Origin of the sequence: Streptomyces sp. E-08, from assembly GCF_049913095.1 — a bacterium.
Lineage (GTDB): Bacteria > Actinomycetota > Actinomycetes > Streptomycetales > Streptomycetaceae > Streptomyces.
In genome coordinates this window covers 2,845,750-2,863,362 of sequence record NZ_CP183971.1, presented here as the reverse complement: position 1 = coordinate 2,863,362, position 17,613 = coordinate 2,845,750, and the positions used below count along the sequence as shown (strand labels likewise).

The 17,613-nt window shown below is 71.3% G+C and carries 19 protein-coding genes and 2 pseudogenes; 7 read left to right on the top strand and 14 right to left on the bottom strand.

The features are described from left to right. Positions 1 to 51: 51 nt before the first annotated feature. Together ACN9MM_RS13100 and ACN9MM_RS13095 are read right to left on the bottom strand one after the other, a co-directional pair. Positions 52 to 1,422 (bottom strand): FAD-dependent oxidoreductase, encoded by a 1,371-nt coding sequence (locus ACN9MM_RS13100; RefSeq protein WP_426363789.1) that lies wholly within the window; start codon positions 1,420 to 1,422, stop codon positions 52 to 54. A gap of 138 nt (positions 1,423 to 1,560) precedes the next feature. After that, on the bottom strand, positions 1,561 to 2,394 hold the full coding sequence (locus tag ACN9MM_RS13095) for a hypothetical protein (RefSeq protein ID WP_426368964.1): 834 nt from the start codon (positions 2,392 to 2,394) through the stop codon (positions 1,561 to 1,563). On the opposite strand from ACN9MM_RS13095, the pseudogene ACN9MM_RS13090 reads away from it, so the two are divergent. Further along, positions 2,302 to 2,982, top strand: a pseudogene (locus ACN9MM_RS13090) (cupin domain-containing protein); the annotation flags it as partial. The gene ACN9MM_RS13095 and the pseudogene ACN9MM_RS13090 sit on opposite strands and share 93 nt — an antisense overlap. A 533-nt stretch (positions 2,983 to 3,515) precedes the next feature. Here the strand turns inward: ACN9MM_RS13090 and ACN9MM_RS13085 are convergent. Continuing rightward, the gene (locus ACN9MM_RS13085) at positions 3,516 to 3,710 is read right to left on the bottom strand and encodes a DUF397 domain-containing protein (protein ID WP_426363788.1); all 195 of its coding nucleotides are present in this window, start codon (positions 3,708 to 3,710) and stop codon (positions 3,516 to 3,518) included. Beyond that, positions 3,692 to 4,512, bottom strand: a pseudogene (locus ACN9MM_RS13080) (helix-turn-helix domain-containing protein). The gene ACN9MM_RS13085 and the pseudogene ACN9MM_RS13080 overlap by 19 nt, the downstream one beginning before the upstream one ends. 132 nt (positions 4,513 to 4,644) lie before the next feature. On the opposite strand from ACN9MM_RS13080, the gene ACN9MM_RS13075 reads away from it, so the two are divergent. Both ACN9MM_RS13075 and ACN9MM_RS13070 read left to right on the top strand, forming a co-directional pair. Continuing rightward, entirely contained in the window at positions 4,645 to 4,866 is a 222-nt protein-coding gene (locus tag ACN9MM_RS13075) for a hypothetical protein (RefSeq protein ID WP_426363787.1), read from the top strand. Next, positions 4,863 to 5,078: a hypothetical protein gene (locus tag ACN9MM_RS13070; protein WP_382856193.1), complete on the top strand. Its 216-nt coding sequence runs from the start codon at positions 4,863 to 4,865 to the stop codon at positions 5,076 to 5,078. The genes ACN9MM_RS13075 and ACN9MM_RS13070 overlap by 4 nt, the downstream gene beginning before the upstream one ends. An 18-nt stretch (positions 5,079 to 5,096) precedes the next feature. On the opposite strand, the gene ACN9MM_RS13065 is transcribed toward ACN9MM_RS13070, so the two are convergent. Together ACN9MM_RS13065 and ACN9MM_RS13060 are read right to left on the bottom strand one after the other, a co-directional pair. Beyond that, positions 5,097 to 6,020: an RNA polymerase sigma-70 factor gene (locus tag ACN9MM_RS13065; RefSeq protein ID WP_426363786.1), complete on the bottom strand. Its 924-nt coding sequence runs from the start codon at positions 6,018 to 6,020 to the stop codon at positions 5,097 to 5,099. Between the two features lie 72 nt (positions 6,021 to 6,092). Further along, the gene (locus ACN9MM_RS13060) at positions 6,093 to 6,566 is read right to left on the bottom strand and encodes a carboxymuconolactone decarboxylase family protein (RefSeq protein ID WP_426363785.1); all 474 of its coding nucleotides are present in this window, start codon (positions 6,564 to 6,566) and stop codon (positions 6,093 to 6,095) included. A gap of 144 nt (positions 6,567 to 6,710) precedes the next feature. Here ACN9MM_RS13060 and recO point away from each other — a divergent pair, with 144 nt between their 5' ends. The 3 genes from recO to ACN9MM_RS13045 are packed head-to-tail and all read left to right on the top strand — an operon-like array spanning position 6,711 to position 8,817. Next, the gene (gene recO / locus ACN9MM_RS13055; protein WP_426363784.1) at positions 6,711 to 7,460 is read left to right on the top strand and encodes a DNA repair protein RecO; all 750 of its coding nucleotides are present in this window, start codon (positions 6,711 to 6,713) and stop codon (positions 7,458 to 7,460) included. A gap of 12 nt (positions 7,461 to 7,472) precedes the next feature. After that, the gene (locus ACN9MM_RS13050) at positions 7,473 to 8,297 is read left to right on the top strand and encodes an isoprenyl transferase (RefSeq protein ID WP_426363783.1); all 825 of its coding nucleotides are present in this window, start codon (positions 7,473 to 7,475) and stop codon (positions 8,295 to 8,297) included. Positions 8,298 to 8,304: 7 nt separating this feature from the next. After that, positions 8,305 to 8,817 carry a YcxB family protein gene (locus ACN9MM_RS13045; RefSeq protein ID WP_426363782.1) on the top strand — a complete coding sequence of 171 codons (513 nt, stop codon included), beginning with the start codon at positions 8,305 to 8,307 and terminating at the stop codon, positions 8,815 to 8,817. Positions 8,818 to 8,871: 54 nt separating this feature from the next. Here the strand turns inward: ACN9MM_RS13045 and ACN9MM_RS13040 are convergent, their stop codons facing one another. The 4 genes from ACN9MM_RS13040 to ACN9MM_RS13025 form a co-directional block, all read right to left on the bottom strand. Then, positions 8,872 to 9,282 (bottom strand): Fur family transcriptional regulator, encoded by a 411-nt coding sequence (locus tag ACN9MM_RS13040; protein WP_382856207.1) that lies wholly within the window; start codon positions 9,280 to 9,282, stop codon positions 8,872 to 8,874. 72 nt (positions 9,283 to 9,354) lie between these two features. Continuing rightward, positions 9,355 to 10,248, bottom strand: coding sequence for a metal ABC transporter permease (locus ACN9MM_RS13035; protein ID WP_426363781.1), 894 nt, complete (start codon positions 10,246 to 10,248; stop codon positions 9,355 to 9,357). Between the two features lie 2 nt (positions 10,249 to 10,250). After that, positions 10,251 to 11,018 carry a metal ABC transporter ATP-binding protein gene (locus tag ACN9MM_RS13030; protein WP_426363780.1) on the bottom strand — a complete coding sequence of 256 codons (768 nt, stop codon included), beginning with the start codon at positions 11,016 to 11,018 and terminating at the stop codon, positions 10,251 to 10,253. 12 nt (positions 11,019 to 11,030) lie between these two features. Further along, the gene (locus tag ACN9MM_RS13025; protein ID WP_426363779.1) at positions 11,031 to 11,996 is read right to left on the bottom strand and encodes a metal ABC transporter substrate-binding protein; all 966 of its coding nucleotides are present in this window, start codon (positions 11,994 to 11,996) and stop codon (positions 11,031 to 11,033) included. A 165-nt stretch (positions 11,997 to 12,161) separates the two neighbouring features. Here ACN9MM_RS13025 and ACN9MM_RS13020 point away from each other — a divergent pair, with 165 nt between their 5' ends. After that, positions 12,162 to 13,544: a glycine--tRNA ligase gene (locus ACN9MM_RS13020; protein WP_426363778.1), complete on the top strand. Its 1,383-nt coding sequence runs from the start codon at positions 12,162 to 12,164 to the stop codon at positions 13,542 to 13,544. 73 nt (positions 13,545 to 13,617) lie between these two features. Here ACN9MM_RS13020 and ACN9MM_RS13015 read toward each other — a convergent pair whose 3' ends face one another. From ACN9MM_RS13015 to ACN9MM_RS13000, 4 genes are all read right to left on the bottom strand, one after another. Next, positions 13,618 to 14,319 (bottom strand): VC0807 family protein, encoded by a 702-nt coding sequence (locus ACN9MM_RS13015; RefSeq protein WP_426363777.1) that lies wholly within the window; start codon positions 14,317 to 14,319, stop codon positions 13,618 to 13,620. A 105-nt stretch (positions 14,320 to 14,424) separates the two neighbouring features. Then, positions 14,425 to 15,015, bottom strand: coding sequence for a TetR family transcriptional regulator (locus ACN9MM_RS13010; protein ID WP_426363776.1), 591 nt, complete (start codon positions 15,013 to 15,015; stop codon positions 14,425 to 14,427). 16 nt (positions 15,016 to 15,031) lie between these two features. Next, the gene (locus ACN9MM_RS13005; RefSeq protein ID WP_426363775.1) at positions 15,032 to 16,060 is read right to left on the bottom strand and encodes an aldo/keto reductase; all 1,029 of its coding nucleotides are present in this window, start codon (positions 16,058 to 16,060) and stop codon (positions 15,032 to 15,034) included. A 65-nt stretch (positions 16,061 to 16,125) separates the two neighbouring features. Next, a complete protein-coding gene (locus tag ACN9MM_RS13000) occupies positions 16,126 to 17,562 on the bottom strand; it encodes an MFS transporter (RefSeq protein WP_426363774.1) in 1,437 nt (478 codons plus the stop codon). Between the last annotated feature and the right edge of the window lie 51 nt (positions 17,563 to 17,613).

The following is a 17,613-nucleotide window of genomic DNA, read 5'->3' as shown; positions in this document are numbered from 1 at the left end:
TCCGGGTCCTTCCAGCGTAGGACCGGGAGGGGGCGAGGGCCCCGCGACCGGCTAGTCGATCGCGCCGCTCGCGCGCAGCATGTCCTCGCGCTCGACGATCTTCACGCGCTCGCGGCCCTGCGGCTCGCCGAGCGCCTTCTCGGCGGCGTCGAGGGCGTACCAGCCCTCCCACGTCGTGTACGTGACGCCCTTGCCCTCCAGGAAGGCCACGACCGCGTCCGTCTCCGGGGTGGCCGGCGTGAGCAGGCGCCCGTTCGCGAAGTCGTCCAGGAGGTTCGCCACGGTCTCGTTGGCGTCGCCCTTGGTGTGGCCGATGAGGCCGACCGGGCCGCGCCGGATCCAGCCGGTGCAGTAGGTGGAGGCCAGGTGCTCGCCGGTCTCCTCGATGACACGGCCGCCCGCGTCCGGGACGGTGCCGGACACGACGTCCCAGGGCAGCTTGGGCAGCTCGTCCGAGAGGTAGCCGACGGCGCGGTACACGGCCTGGACGTCCCAGTCGGTGGTGGCGCCGGTGCCCTTGACGTTGCCCGTGCCGTCGAGCTCGGTGCGCTCGGTACGGAGGCCGACGACCTTGCCGTCCTCGCCGAGGATCTCGACGGGCGACTCGAAGAAGTGCAGGAAGAGCTTGTGCGGGCGGTCGCCGACGTCGCGGATCGCCCAGTTCTCCAGGGTCTTCGCGACCATGTCGGTCTGCTTGTTCTTGCGGCGCTCGGCGATCGAGCCCTCGTCGTAGTCGATGTCCTCGGGGTTGACGATGACCTCGATGTTCGGCGAGTGGTCGAGCTCGCGCAGCTCCATCGGGCTGAACTTCGCCTGCGCGGGGCCGCGGCGGCCGAAGACGTGGATCTCCACGGCCTTGTTCGCCTTGAGGCCGTCGTACACGTTGGCCGGGATCTCGGTCGGCAGCAGCTCGTCCGCCGTCTTGGCGAGGATGCGCGCGATGTCGAGGGCGACGTTGCCGACGCCGAGGACGGCGACCTTCTCGGCCGACAGGTCCCAGGTGCGCGGGACGTCCGGGTGGCCGTCGTACCAGGACGCGAAGTCGGCGGCGCCGAGGGAGCCGTCCAGCTCCACGCCGGGGATCTTCAGCTCGCGGTCGGCCATGGCGCCGGTCGAGAAGATCACCGCGTCGTAGAAGGCGCGCAGGTCGTCGAGGTGCACGTCGGTGCCGTAGTCGACGTTGCCGAAGAGGCGGACCTGCGGCTTGTCGAGGACCTGGTGGAGGGCGGTGATGATGCCCTTGATGCGCGGGTGGTCGGGGGCGACGCCGTAGCGGATGAGGCCGAAGGGCGCGGGCATCCGCTCGAAGAGGTCGATCGACACGCCCGGCTCGGCGGCGGCCTCGGACTTCAGCAGCGCATCGGCGGCGTAGATCCCGGCGGGGCCGGCGCCGACGATCGCGACCCGGAGGGGGCGGGGCATGACGGGGTTTCCCTTCGCAAGCGACGTGGCGGCGGAGCCGCCGACACTTAGGCCACCCTAAATAACTCCTCGCGCGGAGTGGTACCCGCCCCCGGTCTATGGGCTCATAAGGCGAACTTATGACTTCCATAAGTCTCGCTAGGCCGCTCCGGAGATCGCCCCGGGGTCGGTGATCGCGATGACGGCCAGCGCGATCAGGCCGGCGAATCCGAGGAGGGCGACGAAGGCGAGGAACAGTCCCAGGGCGAGCTCCGCGCGCCGGAACAGGGCGGCCCGGGGAAGGACGACGTTCCCGGGGTCGGCCGGGTCGTAGCTGACCTTGACGGCGATGCCGCCCGCCCAGGTGAACACGTGGCGGATCCGGCCCGCCGGGTCCGTGTACAGGTACATCCCCGGCCGCTCCGGGGCCTCGGCGGCGAAGGCCGTGATGCCGTGCCGGACCAGCCGCCACTCGCGGTACCAGTTGGCCAGCGCGTTCGCGCCGACGGCGAGGGCCGCCGTCACGACGAGACCTCCCGGTACGAGGGCGATCATGGTGGCCGGGTCCCCGGCGACGCCGACGGCCACGCACGCGAGGACGATCACACCGAGACCGCCGGCCGACAGCCAGCCGATGCGGCGCAGCTTCCTCGTCCGCCGGCTCAGCGGGAGGGCGCGCGTCTCGACGAGGGCGGTCCCGTCCGCCGCGGTGTCCCGCCCGGGCGTCCCGGGCAGGGCGGCGTTCACGGTCGCGGCGAACAGGGCGGCCCCCGCCTCGCTCACCCCGCCGATCCGGTGCGCGTACCGCGTGGTCCCCGCGGGTGCCGTCAGCTCGACGGTGATCGACCGGCCCTCCGGCCGGATCCCCTCGATCGCCGCCAACGGGATGCGGGCCTCCTCGTGCGGAGTGCTCAGGAGCACGGCGTCGCCGTCGAGCCGGAGCGACGTCTTCCTGGAGCCCTGGACGACAGGCGTGGACGGGATGATCGACATGGCGCCGATCGTAGGGGCCGGGCGGGCCCGGTTGAACCCCTCGCGGAGGTACGGTCCACAGGACCGAAGCCGGACCTGAGGCAAAGAAGAGTGACTGGCGCGCCCGGAAACCATGCCGTTCCGCTCGACGAGACCGTCGACGCCCTCTCCGACGTCCTCGAACTGATCCATCTGCGCGGCGGAGAGCTGACCACGGTCCGCCCCGGCGACGGGGGAGAGGTCCGCCACCCGGCCGGCGGAAGGGTGCTGCACATCGTCGAACGGGGCCCGGTCGAACTGGCGGTCACCGGGGGAGAGGGCGCCGGTCTTGGCCAGGGCGACCTGGTGCTCCTCGCGACGGGGGCCGAGCACCGGCTCCGGGCGGTCGCGGGCGGGGCCTGGATGAGCGGCGCCTTCCTCGTCGAGGAGCAGGAGGCCGCACCCCTGCTCGCGGTGCTGCCGCCGGCCGTCGTCATCCGGGGCTCCGAGCCCGGACGGGAGTGGCCTCCGCTCTGCGCGCAGACCCTGGCGGCCGAACTCGCCGTCCCCGGCGCCGGCTCGAAGGCGATGGTGTCCAAGGTCCTGGACCTGCTGTTCATCCTCGCCCTGCGGACCTGGTCCGCCCCCGACGGCCCGCGCGAGGCGGGCTGGCTGACCGCCGCGCTCGACCAGCCGCTCGGGCCCGCCGTACGGGCCATCCACCGGCAACCCGAGCGGCCGTGGTCCGTGGCGGAGCTGGCGGGCCTCGCCTCGCTGTCCCGGGCGGCCTTCTGCGCACGCTTCGTCCGGCTCGTCGGCGAGCCGCCGGCCCGCCACCTGACCCGGCTGCGCCTCGCCCGCGCGGCCGACCGGTTCGCCGACGACGTCCGACGGGATCGGCGCGATCGGCAGGGCGGTGGGGTACGCCTCCGAGGCGGCCTTCTCCCGCGCCTCCGCCCGCGCGTATGGCAGCGCCCCGAGGGCCTGGCGCACCGCGCGGAAGGGATGACGTCCGAAGCGTCCGGGCAGAGAACGGCGGCGGTTCGGTCATGTCGCTTCGCCCGCTACGAGCAGCGCGGGCTGAAGGTGATCACCCCCGGCTACCCGGGCATCGAGCCGGGCACCGCCGGCGTCGAGGCGCTCCGCGCCGACCCGTCCCTCCGTCAGCCCGTGATCCCGGCCACGAACGCGGACCAGGCGGCGGCGGGCACGACGAGGACGGGCCCGTCGGCGACCTTGCTGTCCCGGACGGGGACGACGCCGGTGAAGCCGTACGCGACCTCGACGCAATCGCCGCCGTCGCCGTTGCTGTAGGAGCTCTTGAACCAGTGGGCGTTGTTCAGGTCGTACTGGCGCATCGTCTGTAGTCCTCCGCCGCCGATTCGATCAGGGCCAGGGACGCCTCCGGCGACAGCGTGGCGACCCTGAGCAGATCGTAGGCGCGCTGCGCTCGCTTCACCACCGCCGGATCATCGAGGAGAGTCCCCGAAAACGACGTCTCTGTATAGGCCGTTGGGAGCTGGTCCTCGAACTCCATCAGCTTGAGTGTTCCGTTCATGGAGGCGTGCGCACCCACGGTCCGCGGGAGCACGACCGCTCCCGGATCAGGGCTGTGATGGGGTCGAGCTGTCTGGCCATCACGCCCGGGCCGCCCACCGGCGTGCGTACCGCGTTCTCGTGGAGGATCACCCAGTACTCGGGCCTTGTCGCGTCCTTGAGGATGCGGGCTCGGTCCGTCCTGGCGGTGACCTTCTCCTCGATGAACTCCTCTGCGGCGAACGGGTGCATCGCCACCGTCACCGCCCGCGCGTACTCCGCCGTCTGCAGCAACCCCGGCACCACCGTCGGCGCGAACTCGCAGATCTTCGTCGCCACCGCCTCCAGCTCCGCCACCTCGCTGAAATAAGAGGCGTACGGTGACTTGTTGATGAGGTTGCGCCACGTGCGTTCGAAAATACCGCCGGTTTGTAGGACCTCGTCGATTCGCACCGCCACATCCCGTTGCGGCTTTCGAATTCCCTGCTCGAACAGGCCGATGTACGCCCCGGATACGAACACCCGTCTGCCCAGCTCGCTCTGTGTGAGCCCCGCCGTCTCCCGCCGTTCCTTCAGGAGATCGCTGAAGAACTCCCACGCGTCCTGCTGCTGGCTCTTGGCCATGACTTAACTCCCCGACCCTACGCGTCAGTTGTACGACCTGCGCATCTGCCGATTCTACGTATCCGCCCCCACCCTGGAGAGGCGAAGCAGGAAATGGATTCAGAAAGGCATACGTTGGTGAAGGAAGACATCATGAAGACGACCACGGGCGCACTCGGAACCGCTCAAGAGGCAGTGGCGGAATTGCGCGATGCCCTGGCGAGGGCGGGAATCACGCTCCCCTCGCTCGGGCTCGACGTCGTGACGCTCGCCGCGGAGCCCCCGCGGCCGCTCGTGGAATTGGGATGCTGCACGGTGGAAACGGCCCGGCTCCTCGCCGCCGCCGTACTGCCGAGGGAGGAGAGTCGTTCGTGACGCTGCCCATCGGGTCGTACGTCGTCGAGATCCTGACCGGACGTGTCGGAAGGGTCATGGGGCACGAGGGGCCCTACGTGCAGGTGCGCCCGCTCGGAGGCGGGCGCGAGTGGGACGTGGAGCCCGACGGGGTGCGGGAGGCGACCTCGGCCGAGCGGCTGAGCGCGGCCACGGCGCACGTGAACGCGCGCAGCCGCGGCGAGGTGCCGTGACGACGCCCAGGGGCCGGGTCAGCGGGCGCGGCGGCGGACCTGCTGGACCTCGCGGGTGATGGCCCAGGCGTCGGCGACCGGCCCGAGGTGGCCGAGCTTGTCGGGGTTGAGGACCGCGCGGATCGTCTGGACCTGGCCGTCGAGGACGTCGAGGACGATGGCCTGGAGGATCCGGCCGTCGCGGTCGCGGTAGAGCGCGCCGGGCTGGCCGTTGACCTCGCGCGGTTCGCAGGTGACGTCGAGCTCGGTGAGCACGGGGAAGGCGGTGCCGAGGAGTCGGGCCACCTTGTCCGCGCCGGCGATGATCCGGGCGAGGTTCGGGGCCTTGCCGCCGCCGTCGCCGACGAGCTGGACGTCGGCGGCCAGGAGGTCCTGGAGTCCGACGACGTCGCCGTTCTGGAGGGCGTCGAAGAACCGGGTGGCCAGTTCCCGCCGTTCCTCGCGGTCGGCCGTGAACCGGGGGCGTCCGTCGTGCATGTGGCGCCGGGCCCGTACGAGCAGCTGCCGGCAGGCCGCTTCCGAACGGCCCACCGCCTGGGCGATGTCCTGGAAGTCGAAGGCGAAGACATCCCGGAGGAGGAAGACCGCGCGTTCCAGGGGGCTGAGGCGTTCGAGGAGGAGCAGTGAGGCCATGGAGACCGAGTCGGCCAGCTCCGCCGCGCGTGCCGGGTCCTCGTACGGATCGCTGAGGAGGGGCTCGGGGAACCAGGGGCCGACGTACTCCTCGCGCCGGACCCGCGCGGAGCGGAGGACGTCGATCGAGAGGCGGGTGACCGTGGCCGACAGGAAGGCCTTGGTCGAGTCGGGCCGGGTCGAGGAGCCGTCGAAGCGCAGCCAGGTCTCCTGGACGGCGTCCTCGGCCTCGCCGACGCTGCCGAGGATCCGGTAGGCGATCGAGAACAGCAGCGGGCGCAGTTCCTCGAACTCCTCGACCTTGCTCATGACGACTTCCTCTCCCCGTTCCCGTACGTCCGCGCGACGCGGACGCTTCATGATCATCCAGGAGGGTGTCCCTCAGTGGAACCGGCCGACCTCGTAGTCGCCCGCCGGCTGCCGGGTGATGGCGTTCAGCCGGTTCGCCAGGTTCATGACTCCGATGTGGAGGACGAGGGCGGCGAGCTGGTCCTCGTCGTAGTGGAGGGCGGCGCGCTCCCACACCTCGTCGCTGACCCCGCCGGCCGCGTCGGCGATCCGGGTGCCCTCCTCGGCGAGCTCCAGGGCGGCCCGCTCGGCCTCGGTGAAGACCGTGGCCTCCCGCCAGGCCACCACCAGGTTCAGTCGCACCGGGGTCTCGCCGGCGTGGGCCGCCTCCTTGGTGTGCATGTCGATGCAGACGGCGCAGCCGTTGATCTGGCTCACGCGCAGCGCGACCAGCTCCTGGGTCGCGGCCGGCACCGTCGACTCCTTGATCGCCTTGCCCGCCGCCATCAGGTGCTTGAAGGCCTTGCCGGCGGTGGGGCTGGCGAAGAGGTCGAGTCGGGCGTCCATGGGGTGCTCCTCGGGGGTGCGTCATCGGCTGGCTACAACCCCTGAGACGAGGCAGCCCGGGCCCCTGTGACACGGGTGGATGTGACCTGCGTCTCTCCGGGGCCACGCGTCCTGTCCGCCGTCGCCGTACGCGAGAATGGGCCCATGAGTCTGTTCCGCGACGACGGCATCGTGCTGCGCACCCAGAAGCTGGGTGAAGCGGACCGCATCATCACGATCCTCACGCGCGGTCACGGCCGCGTGCGCGCCGTCGCGCGCGGCGTACGCCGGACGAAGTCGAAGTTCGGGGCGCGCCTCGAACCCTTCTCGCACGTGGACGTGCAGTTCTTCGCCCGGGGGAGTGAGCTGGTCGGACGCGGCCTGCCGCTCTGCACGCAGAGCGAGACCATCGCCGCGTACGGCGGCGGGATCGTCACCGACTACGCCCGGTACACCGCCGGCACGGCCATGCTGGAGACGGCCGAGCGGTTCACCGACCACGAGGGCGAGCCCGCCGTGCAGCAGTACCTGCTGCTCGTGGGGGGCCTGCGGACGCTCGCGCGGGGTGAGCACGCGCCGCACCTCATCCTGGACGCCTTCCTCCTCCGGTCCCTCGCCGTGAACGGCTACGCGCCGAGCTTCGAGGACTGCGCGAGATGCGGACTCGACGGGCCGAACCGGTTCTTTTCGGTCGCGGCGGGCGGGGTCATATGCGGCGACTGCCGCGTGCCCGGAAGCGTCGTACCCTCTGCGGAGGCCATCGGCCTGCTCAGCGCGCTGCTCACCGGCGACTGGGCGACGGCGGACGCGTGCGAGCCGCGTCACGTCCGGGAGGGCAGCGGGCTCGTGTCCGCCTATCTGCACTGGCACCTGGAGCGCGGACTGCGCTCCCTGCGGTACGTAGAGAAAAGCTAGGAGAGACCACTCATGGCCATCGCACGACTCCTCGGGCGCCAGCGTCGGGAGTACAGCGCCCCCGAGCCGCACCCGTCCGGTGCCCGCCCGCCGAAGCTCCAGTCGGAGCTGGTGCCGGAGCACGTCGCGATCGTCATGGACGGCAACGGCCGCTGGGCCAAGGAGCGCGGGCTGCCGCGCACCGAGGGCCACAAGGTCGGCGCCGAGCAGGTGCTCGACGTGCTCCAGGGCGCGATCGAGATGGGCGTGGGGTCGATCTCGCTGTACGCCTTCTCCACCGAGAACTGGAAGCGCTCGCCCGAGGAGGTGCGCTTCCTCATGAACTTCAACCGTGACTTCATCCGCAAGTCCCGCGACCAGCTCGACTCGCTCGGCGTCCGGGTGCGCTGGGTCGGCCGGATGCCCAAGCTGTGGAAGTCCGTGGCCAAGGAGCTCCAGGTCGCGCAGGAGCAGACCAAGGACAACACGAAGCTCACGCTCTACTTCTGCATGAACTACGGCGGTCGCGCCGAACTCACGGACGCGGCGCAGGCGCTGGCCGAGGACGTGAAGGCCGGCCGGCTCGACCCGTCGAAGATCACCGAGAAGACCATCCAGAAGTACCTCTACTACCCGGACATGCCGGACGTGGACCTGTTCCTGCGGCCCAGCGGCGAGCAGCGCACCTCCAACTACCTGATCTGGCAGAGCGCGTACGCCGAGATGGTCTTCCAGGACGTGCTGTGGCCCGACTTCGACCGCCGTGACCTGTGGCGGGCCTGTGTCGAGTTCGCCCAGCGCGACCGCCGCTTCGGCGGCGTCGACCCGGCCGACCTCGCCGTCCTCGAAAAGGGCTGAGCCGGCGGTGGGGGAGCGGCTGGAGCTCGTCTACTCGGCCGAGTTCGCCGAGGTGAAGGAGGCGGTACGGGTCCGGCTGCGGTCGACCCGCTGGTGGCCGTCGTTCCGGTGGGCCACCCGCGGTGTCTGCGCGCTGGCCTTCCTGGTCGGCGCCGCGGCCCTGTGGCAGGGCGACGTCCGGGTGACCGTCAAGCTCGTGTTCCTCGGCGCGGTGGCCGTGACCTGCGCCGAGCTGGTGCCGTGGGCCACCGCCCGGAGCCTCTTCCGGCTGATCGGGTCCCAGGGCGAGGCCCGGGCGGTCGTGGACGAGGACGGCGGGCGGTGGATCTCCCGGGACACCGACATGTCGATCCGGTGGGCGCTGCTGACCCGGTACGCGGAGACGCCCCGGCTCTTCGTGCTCTTCACGGACCGCAGCTCCGGCACCGGCTTCGCGTACCTGCCCAAGCGGGGGCTCGCCGGTCCGGCCGACGAGGACCGGCTGCGGGCGATCCTGGACCGGAACACCAGCCGGGCCTGAGACGCACGAGGGGCCCGCACCGAATGATCCGGTGCGGGCCCCTCGTATGTCAGGTCACTTCCCGGCGCACTCCGCGCACGTGCCGAAGATCTCGACCGTGTGCGCCACGTTCACGAAGCCGTGCTCCGACGCGATGGTCTCGGCCCACTGCTCCACCATGGGGCCCTCCACCTCCACGGCCTTGCCGCAGACGCGGCAGACCAGATGGTGGTGGTGGTCGCCGGTCGAGCAGCGGCGGTAGACCGTCTCGCCGTCGCTGGTGCGCAGTGCGTCGACCTCGCCCGCGTCCGCGAGGGACTGGAGCGTGCGGTAGACGGTGGTGAGGCCGACGGAGTCGCCGCGGTGCTTGAGCATGTCGTGCAGCTCCTGGGCGCTGCGGAACTCGTCCACCTCGCTCAGTGCCGCCGACACCGCGGCCCGCTGCTTGGTCGAGCGGCCGCGTACGGGGGGTCCTGCCGTCGCCACGGGGGCCTCCTTGGATGCTTGTCTGCCCCCGCCATTCTGCCAGCCCCCCGTGCCCCCGGGATCTGCCGCGGATCAGATCTTCACGTCGTCCGTCGGACGCCGGGTGGCCGGAACCTGCGCGTCGCAGTCCCGCGTGGCCGCTTCCGCGGCCCTGGCCCGCCGTTTGGCGAGCGGAGTGGCGAGCAGGGTCAGGACGATGAAGATCCCGATCGCGTACAGGACGATCGTCGCGCCGGGCGGCACGTCCTGGTAGTACGAGGTGACCGTGCCGGCCAGGGTGACGGTGACGCCGGTCGCCACCGCGAGGACGAACGTCGCGCGGAAGGACTTCGACAGCTGCTGGGCCGCCGCGACCGGGACCACCATGAGCGCGCTGACCAGGAGCAGGCCCACGACCCGCATGGCGACCGTGACGGTCACGGCGGCGGTGACCGCGATCAGCAGGTTCAGGGCGCGCACCGGCAGGCCGGTGACCCGGGCGAACTCCTCGTCCTGGCTGACGGCGAAGAGCTGCTTGCGCAGGCCGACCGTGACGAGGACGACGAAGGCGGCGAGGACGCTGATCGCCGTGACGTCCTCGGTGGAGACCGTGGACAGCGAGCCGAAGAGGTACGACTGGAGGTTGGCGTTGGAGCCGGTCTTCGAGAGGCTGGTCAGCATCACGCCGCCCGCCATGCCGCCGTAGAAGAGCAGCGCGAGCGCGATGTCGCCGCGGGTCTTGCCGTACGCGCGGATGAGCTCCATGGCGACCGAGCCGACGACGGCGACGAGGGTCGCCATCCAGACCGGGCTGGAGTTCAGCAGGAAGCCGAGGCCGACACCGGTCATGGCGACGTGGCCGATGCCGTCGCCCATGAGGGCCTGGCGGCGCTGGACGAGGTAGATGCCGACGGCGGGGGCGGTGATGCCGACGAGGACGGCGGCGAGGAGCGACCGCTGCATGAAGGCAGGTTCGAGGAAGTCCATGGTCAGGTCAGCAGTCCCGTGCGGAGCGGCTCGCCGGCCGCGTGCGGATGTACGTGGTCGTGGCCCGGCAGCGCGTGCTGGCCGACGGCCTCCGGCGGCGGCCCGTCGTGGACGACGCAGCCGTCGCGCAGGACGACCGCGCGGTCGATGAGGGGCTCCAGCGGGCCCAGCTCGTGCAGGACGAGGAGGACGGAGGTGCCGCCGGCGACCTGCTCCCGGAGGGTCGCGGCGAGGATCTCCTGGCTCGCGAGGTCCACGCCGGCCATCGGCTCGTCCATGATCAGGAGTTCGGGTTCGGAGGCGAGCGCGCGGGCGATCAGGACCCGCTGGTGCTGGCCGCCGGAGAGCGCGGAGACGGAGTCCTTGGCGCGGTCGGCGAGGCCGACGAGGTCGATGGCCCGCTCGACGGCGGCCCGGTCGGCCTTCGTCGTCCAGCCGAACCTGCGGCGGGAGAGGCGGCCCGAGGAGACGACCTCGCGGATGGTGGCGGGGACGCCGGCGGCGGCGGTGGTGCGCTGCGGCACGTAGCCGACGCGGGCCCAGTCGCGGAACCGCTTCCGCTCGGTGCCGAACAGCTCGATGGCGCCGCCGGTCAGCGGGACCTGGCCGATGACCGCGCGGACGGCGGTGGACTTGCCGGAGCCGTTGGCGCCGAGCAGGGCGACGACCTCACCGCGGTGGACGGTGAGGTCGACGCCCCGGAGGACGGGGCGCGCGCCGAGGGCCGCGGTGGCTCCGCGGACGGAGATGACGGGCTGGTCGTCGCTCACGACGTGTACCTCCTACTTGGCGCCGAGCGCGGTCTTCAGGGCGGCGAGGTTCGACCGCATGACCGCGAGGTAGTCATCGCCCTTGGACTTGTCCGTGATTCCCTCCAGCGGGTCGAGCACGTCGGTCCTCAGACCGGTGTCGCCCGCGAGGGTCTTCGCGGTCCTGTCGCTCGCGAGGGTCTCGAAGAAGACGGTGGAGACCTTGTCCTTCGCCGCGATGTCCTGGAGTTCCTTGATGCGGGCGGGGCTCGGCTCGGACTCGGGGTCGATGCCGGTGATGCCCTCCTGCTCCAGGCCGTAGCGCTCGGCGAGGTAGCCGAAGGCGGAGTGGGTGGTGATGAACGTCTTGGTGGCGGTGTTCTTCAGGCCCGTCTCGAACTCGGTGTCCAGGTCGCCGAGCTTCTTCACCAGGGCCGTGGTGTTCTTCTCGTAGTCGGCGGCATGGTCCGGGTCCGCCTTCTGCAGGGCGCTGCCGACGCCCTTGGCGACCTCGGCGTACTTCACGGGGTCGAGCCAGACGTGGGGGTCGGCGCCGGCCTCGGACGCGTGGTCGTGCCCGGCCTCCTCGCCCTCGTGGTCGTGGCCGACCTCGGTGCCGTGCTCTTCCAGCTTCGTGAGGGTGGTGGCGTCGACGGTGTTCTTCACGCCGGCCTGGGCGATGGCCTCGTCGACGGCGGGCTGGACGCCCTTGAGGTAGAGGATGACGTCGGCCTCGCCGAGCTCGCCGATCTGCTTCGGCTTGAGCTCCAGGTCGTGGGGTTCGACGCCGGGCTTGGTGAGCGTGTCGACGGCGACGTGGTCGCCGCCTATCTGCTCGGCCAGGTACTGCATGGGGTAGAACGACGCCACCACGTCCAGCTTGCCGTCGCTTCCCTTGTCCGCGGCGTCGGACGTTCCCGAGCAGGCGGAGAGGGAGACGATCCCGAGCGCGACGGCTCCGGCGAGGGCGGTGCGCGGTATGAGGCGACGTACGTTCATGACACTCATTTTCAACAAAACTGGAAACGGTTGTCAATTGCCCTCCGTGTGGTCCGTCCCACGCGGCCCTCGCGGGCCCCGGCCGCGGAACCGATTTGATACCGGGGGCGTGCGCGCCGGTAACCTGAGGCATTCGCACTTCGTCGTCGTAATGAAGAGAGCACCGTGGCCGCCGACAAGATCGACACCATCGTCAGCCTGAGCAAGCGCCGTGGCTTCGTTTTCCCCTGCAGTGAGATCTACGGCGGTCAGCGCGCCGCCTGGGACTACGGGCACCTGGGCGTCGAGCTCAAGGAGAACATCAAGCGCCAGTGGTGGCGTTACATGGTCACCGCGCGCGAGGACGTCGTCGGCATCGACTCGTCGGTCATCCTGGCCACCGAGGTCTGGGAGGCCTCCGGCCACGTCGCCACCTTCACCGACCCGCTGACCGAGTGCACCTCCTGCCACAAGCGCTTCCGCGCCGACCACCTGGAGGAGGCGTACGAGGAGAAGCACGGCCGTCTCCCCGAGAACGGCCTCGCCGACCTCAACTGCCCCAACTGCGGCAACAAGGGCACCTTCACCGAGCCGAAGAACTTCTCCGGCCTGCTCTCCACGCACCTCGGCCCGACCCAGGACAGCGGCTCCGTCGCGTACCTGCGCCCCGAGACCGCCCAGGGCATCTTCACCAACTTCGCCCAGGTGCAGACGACCGCGCGCAAGAAGCCCCCGTTCGGTATCGCGCAGATGGGCAAGTCCTTCCGGAACGAGATCACTCCGGGCAACTTCATCTTCCGCACGCGCGAGTTCGAGCAGATGGAGATGGAGTTCTTCGTCAAGCCGGGCGAGGACGAGCAGTGGCAGGAGTACTGGATGGAGCAGCGCTGGAACTGGTACACCGGCCTGGGTCTCCGTGAGGAGAACATGCGCTGGTTCGAGCACCCGCAGGAGAAGCTCTCCCACTACTCGAAGCGCACCGCCGACATCGAGTACCGCTTCTCCTTCGGCGGCAGCGAGTGGGGCGAGCTGGAGGGCGTCGCCAACCGCACCGACTACGACCTGAGCGCGCACTCCAAGGCCTCCGGCGCCAACCTCTCCTTCCTGGAGCAGGAGTCGGGCGAGCGCTACACGCCGTACGTCATCGAGCCCGCGGCCGGTGTCGGCCGCACCATGCTCGCCTTCCTCCTCGACGCGTACATCGAGGACGAGGCCCCCAACGCCAAGGGCGTCATGGAGAAGCGCACGGTGCTGCGCCTCGACCACCGCCTGGCCCCGGTCAAGGCCGCCGTCCTGCCGCTGTCGCGCAACCCGCAGCTCTCCCCGAAGGCCAAGGGCCTGGCGGCGGACCTGCGCCAGAACTGGAACATCGAGTTCGACGACGCCGGCGCCATCGGCCGCCGCTACCGCCGTCAGGACGAGATCGGCACCCCGTTCTGCATCACCGTCGACTTCGACACCCTCGACGACAACGCCGTGACCGTGCGCGAGCGCGACACCATGAAGCAGGAGCGCGTCTCCCTCGACCAGATCCAGGGCTACCTGGCCAGCCGCCTCATCGGCGCCTGAACCGTCTGACCGCGGGTACGGGAAAGCCCCCGGTCCCTTCCCTCGGGAAGGGACCGGGGGCTTTCCCGTGTCGTCAGGCGGTCGCGGCGCCGGAGGCCGCCGCGGCGACCGCCTCGGCCTGGCGGCGGGCCCCCTCAGCCGCGCGGCGCTTGCCGAACCAGGCCGTCCACACGCCGACGGCGCCGAGGACGCCGTAGATCATGATCGGGCTGAGCGTGACCATGGTCCTGGTGTCGAGGACGTACGTGAGGGCGATGCGGACCAGCGCCTCGGTCACGTACGCCACGCCCCAGACCAGCGTCATCGTGCGCATCGTGGAGCGGAAGCCCTCGAACTCCCACATGCCGTTCCACCAGGCCGTGGAGGCCGGGGTGCCGTCGGTCGCGAACTTGCGGCCGAAGTAGAACATCAGCGGGCGCGGCGCGAGCAGCGTCCCCAGGCAGAGCAGACCGAACAGGCCCGTCACCGACGAGTCCTTGACGAGGAGCGCGCGGGCGGTGTGCGGACCGACCAGCGAGACCACGGCCGTGATCACCAGGAAGACCAGGGTGACCATCGCGAACTCGTCGACCTTGCGGCGCCAGGCCACCATGATCGCGGTGTCGAGAACCGGCCACGCGCCGCTCAGGAGCAGCGCGGAGAACTCGGACCAGCCGTGGTCCTCCGTCAGCGTGTTGTACGTGAGGATCGGCGCGACGACGTTGAGGCCGATGGTGAGGACCCACCCGATCGCGGAGGAACCGCCTGAACGGGCCGGCTTGGCGGGTGTGGACATGGTTCCCCCTGGGATTGCTTACGGTCGCGGTGCGGGAGAACGCTAGTCATGCACCGGACAGGGAAGGGGAAACTCCAAGCCAAATGATCTTCAAAAGGGTGCGCTTCAGGCCTTCAGTGCCCGCTGCACCAGGGAGACGACCGCCGTGAACGCCTCCTCGGCACCCGGGGCCGACCAGTCGGCGGCGTGCGCCGGATTGTGGAAGCGGTCCGTGGCGTCGAAGACCGCGCGGGCCGTGGTCGCGAAGTCCCGCTCCGGCGCCGCGAACAGGCCCTCGCGGTGACCGTCCGCCAGGATGCGGGCGATCTGCTCGACCAGGTGCTCCTCGTGCCGGTCGACCACCGCGCTGTTCTCGCCGATCAGCACCTGGAAGGTGGCCATCAGCTCCGGGTCGCCGCCCGCCTTCTTCCGCTTCAGGCCGAAGAGGGCCGTGAGCCAGCCGGTCAGCCGCTCGTCCGCCGGACTCCCGGCCTCGACGTACGGCACGAGGGCGACGATCGTCCGCTCCAGCCACCGCTCGGTGACCGCCTCGCGCAGCGCCGCCTTCGTGCGGAAGTGGCGGTAGACGCTGCCGTGGCTGACGCCGAGGACCCGGGCCACGTCGACCACGGTCGCCTTCGCCGGGCCGTAGCGCCGCAGCACCTCCTCGGTGGCTTCGAGGATGCGCTCTGCGGTCAGGGTCTCGGTGGCGGCCATGGAACGACAGTACCCGTCAGTGCTCGCTGTCCAGGTGGGCCATCTGCGCCGCCGGGTAGCGGTCGCCGGATGCCGCGCCCGCCGGGACGGCCTCCTCGATCGCGGCCAGGTCGGCGGCGTCGAGCGTGACGTCCAGGGCGCCGAGCGCCTCGGTGAGCCGGTCCCGGCGCCGGGCGCCGACCAGGGGCACGATGTCCTGCCCCTGCGCCAGGACCCAGGCGATCGCCGTCTGGGCGACCGTGACGCCCTTGGACCCGGCGACCGCGCGCAGCCGGTCCACCAGGTCCAGGTTCCGGCCGAGGTTCTCGCCCTGGAAGCGCGGGGACATCCCGCGGAAGTCCCCGGGGCCCAGCTCCCGGTCCCGGGTGAAGTGGCCGCTGATCAGGCCGCGGGAGAGGACTCCGTACGCCGTGACGCCGATGCCCAGTTCGCGGGCGGCCGGCAGGATCTTCTCCTCGATGGACCGGGAGATCAGGCTGTACTCGATCTGGAGGTCCGCGATCGGGGCCACGGCCGCCGCCCGGCGCAGGGTGTCCGCGCCGACCTCGGACAGACCGATGTGCCGCACGTGCCCGGCCTCGACCAGCTCGGCGATGGCGCCGACGGTCTCCTCGATCGGCACGTCCGGGTCGACGCGGGCGATCCGGTAGACGTCGATGTGGTCGGTGCCGAGGCGCTGGAGCGAGTACGCCGCGAAGTTCTTCACGGCGGCCGGGCGGCCGTCGTAACCGGTGAAGCCGCCCTCGACCGTGCGCAGGGCGCCGAACTTCACGCTGGTCAGCGCCCGCTCGCGGGCGGCGGCGGGGGCGGTCCGCAGCGCCTCGTTGATGAGGAGCTCGTTGTGGCCCATGCCGTAGAAGTCGCCGGTGTCGAGCAGGGTCACGCCGGCGTCCAGGGCGGCGTGGATCGTCGCGACCGACTCGGCGCGGTCGCTCTCGCCGTACAGCGCGGACATGCCCATGCAGCCGAGGCCGAGCGCGGAGACGGCGGGGCCGGTGGTGCCGAGGCGACGGGTGGGGACGGGCTTCTTCGATGTGGTCGTCATGGAACAACCATGACATGTGCGATGACAGATTTCAATATCTGTCACTCCATCCTTCTGTTCGAGTCCTACTTCACCGTGCGGGGGAGGCGCAGGCTCAGCAGCAGCGTCAGCGCCACCACACCCAGCTGGACGAGGAGCGTCGTCCGCAGCGCCGAGCCCATGTCGGCCGGCGAGGCGGCCAGCGACAGGAACAGCGAGCCCAGCGTCGCCACGCCCAGCGTCAGCGCCGACTGCTGCGTGGTCACCATGACCCCGCTGCCCACGCCCGCCCGCTCCGACGGCACCTCGGAGAGCACCACCCGGAACAGCACCGGCAGCTGGAGCCCCTGACCGAGACCCGCCACCGCCATGCCCGGCACCAGGTCCCAGGCGGACAGCCCCTGCCAGTCGTGCCCCACCGACCAGGCGATCGCGGCGATCCCGAGCCCCTGGAGCAGCGCCCCCACCGGCACGACCCGGGTGCCCCAGCGCCGTACGAGACGCGGCCCCGCCAGCGAGGCCCCGAAGAACGCCAGCGCCATCGGCACCAGCGCCAGGCCCGAGGCCACCGCGCCCATCGCCAGGCCCTGCTGGAGCGCCACCGCGATCACGAACATGAAGCCGCTGAAGCCCAGCGAGAGCGGCAGCACCACCACCAGCCCGCGCCGCAGCGGCACCAGGGCCAGCAGGCTCGGCGGGACCAGCGGGGTCGCGCCCCGGCGGTCCGCCCGCCGCTCCACCCACCAGAAGGCCCCGGCCGCGAACGGGAACACCGCGAGCGACACCCAGGTCCACAGCGGCCAGCCCGCCGCCCGGCCCTCCGTCAGCGGGGCCAGCAGGGTGAGCAGTGCGAGCGCCAGGAGCAGCGTGCCCGGCACGTCCACCGGCGCCGGCCGCTCCGAGCGGGTCTCCGGCACGGTCCGCAGGGCGAGGGCGAGACCCGCCACCGCCACCGGCACGTTCACCAGGAACACCGCACGCCAGCCGGAGCCCGCGATGTCCGCGGTCACGAGCACCCCGCCCAGGATCTGTCCGCCCGCCATCGCGAGACCGGCGGTCGCCCCGTACAGGCTCAGCGCCCTCGCCCGGCGCGGCCCCTCGGTCGAGGAGGTGATGGTCGCCAGCACCTGCGGCAGCATCAGCGCCGCCGCGGCGCCCTGGGCCACCCGGGCCGCGACCAGGGTCCAGGCGTCCGGGGCGAGCCCGCAGGCGAGCGAGGTCAGTCCGAAGGCGGCCATGCCCACGAGGAAGAGCCGCCGGCGGCCGAAGAGGTCGCCGAGCCGCCCGCCGAGGACGAGCAGCACCGAGTACGACAGGCCGTACCCGGCGACCACCAGCTCCAGGAGCGCCGGGCCCGCGGCCAGGTCGTGGTCGATGGACGGCAGGGCGACGTTGACGATGAAGAAGTCGATGAGGGGCAGCGCGGCCCCGAGCAGGACGGTGAACAGGCCGAGGGTGCCGAGCGTGGGGGCCCGGCGGCCGGCCGGGGCCGCCGTACGGACGGAAGCGGAGGTCGTAGTCACGGGACCGAGCCTCCGCCCCCGCTCAGCCTGGTACCAGAGTGTTCTTATCCT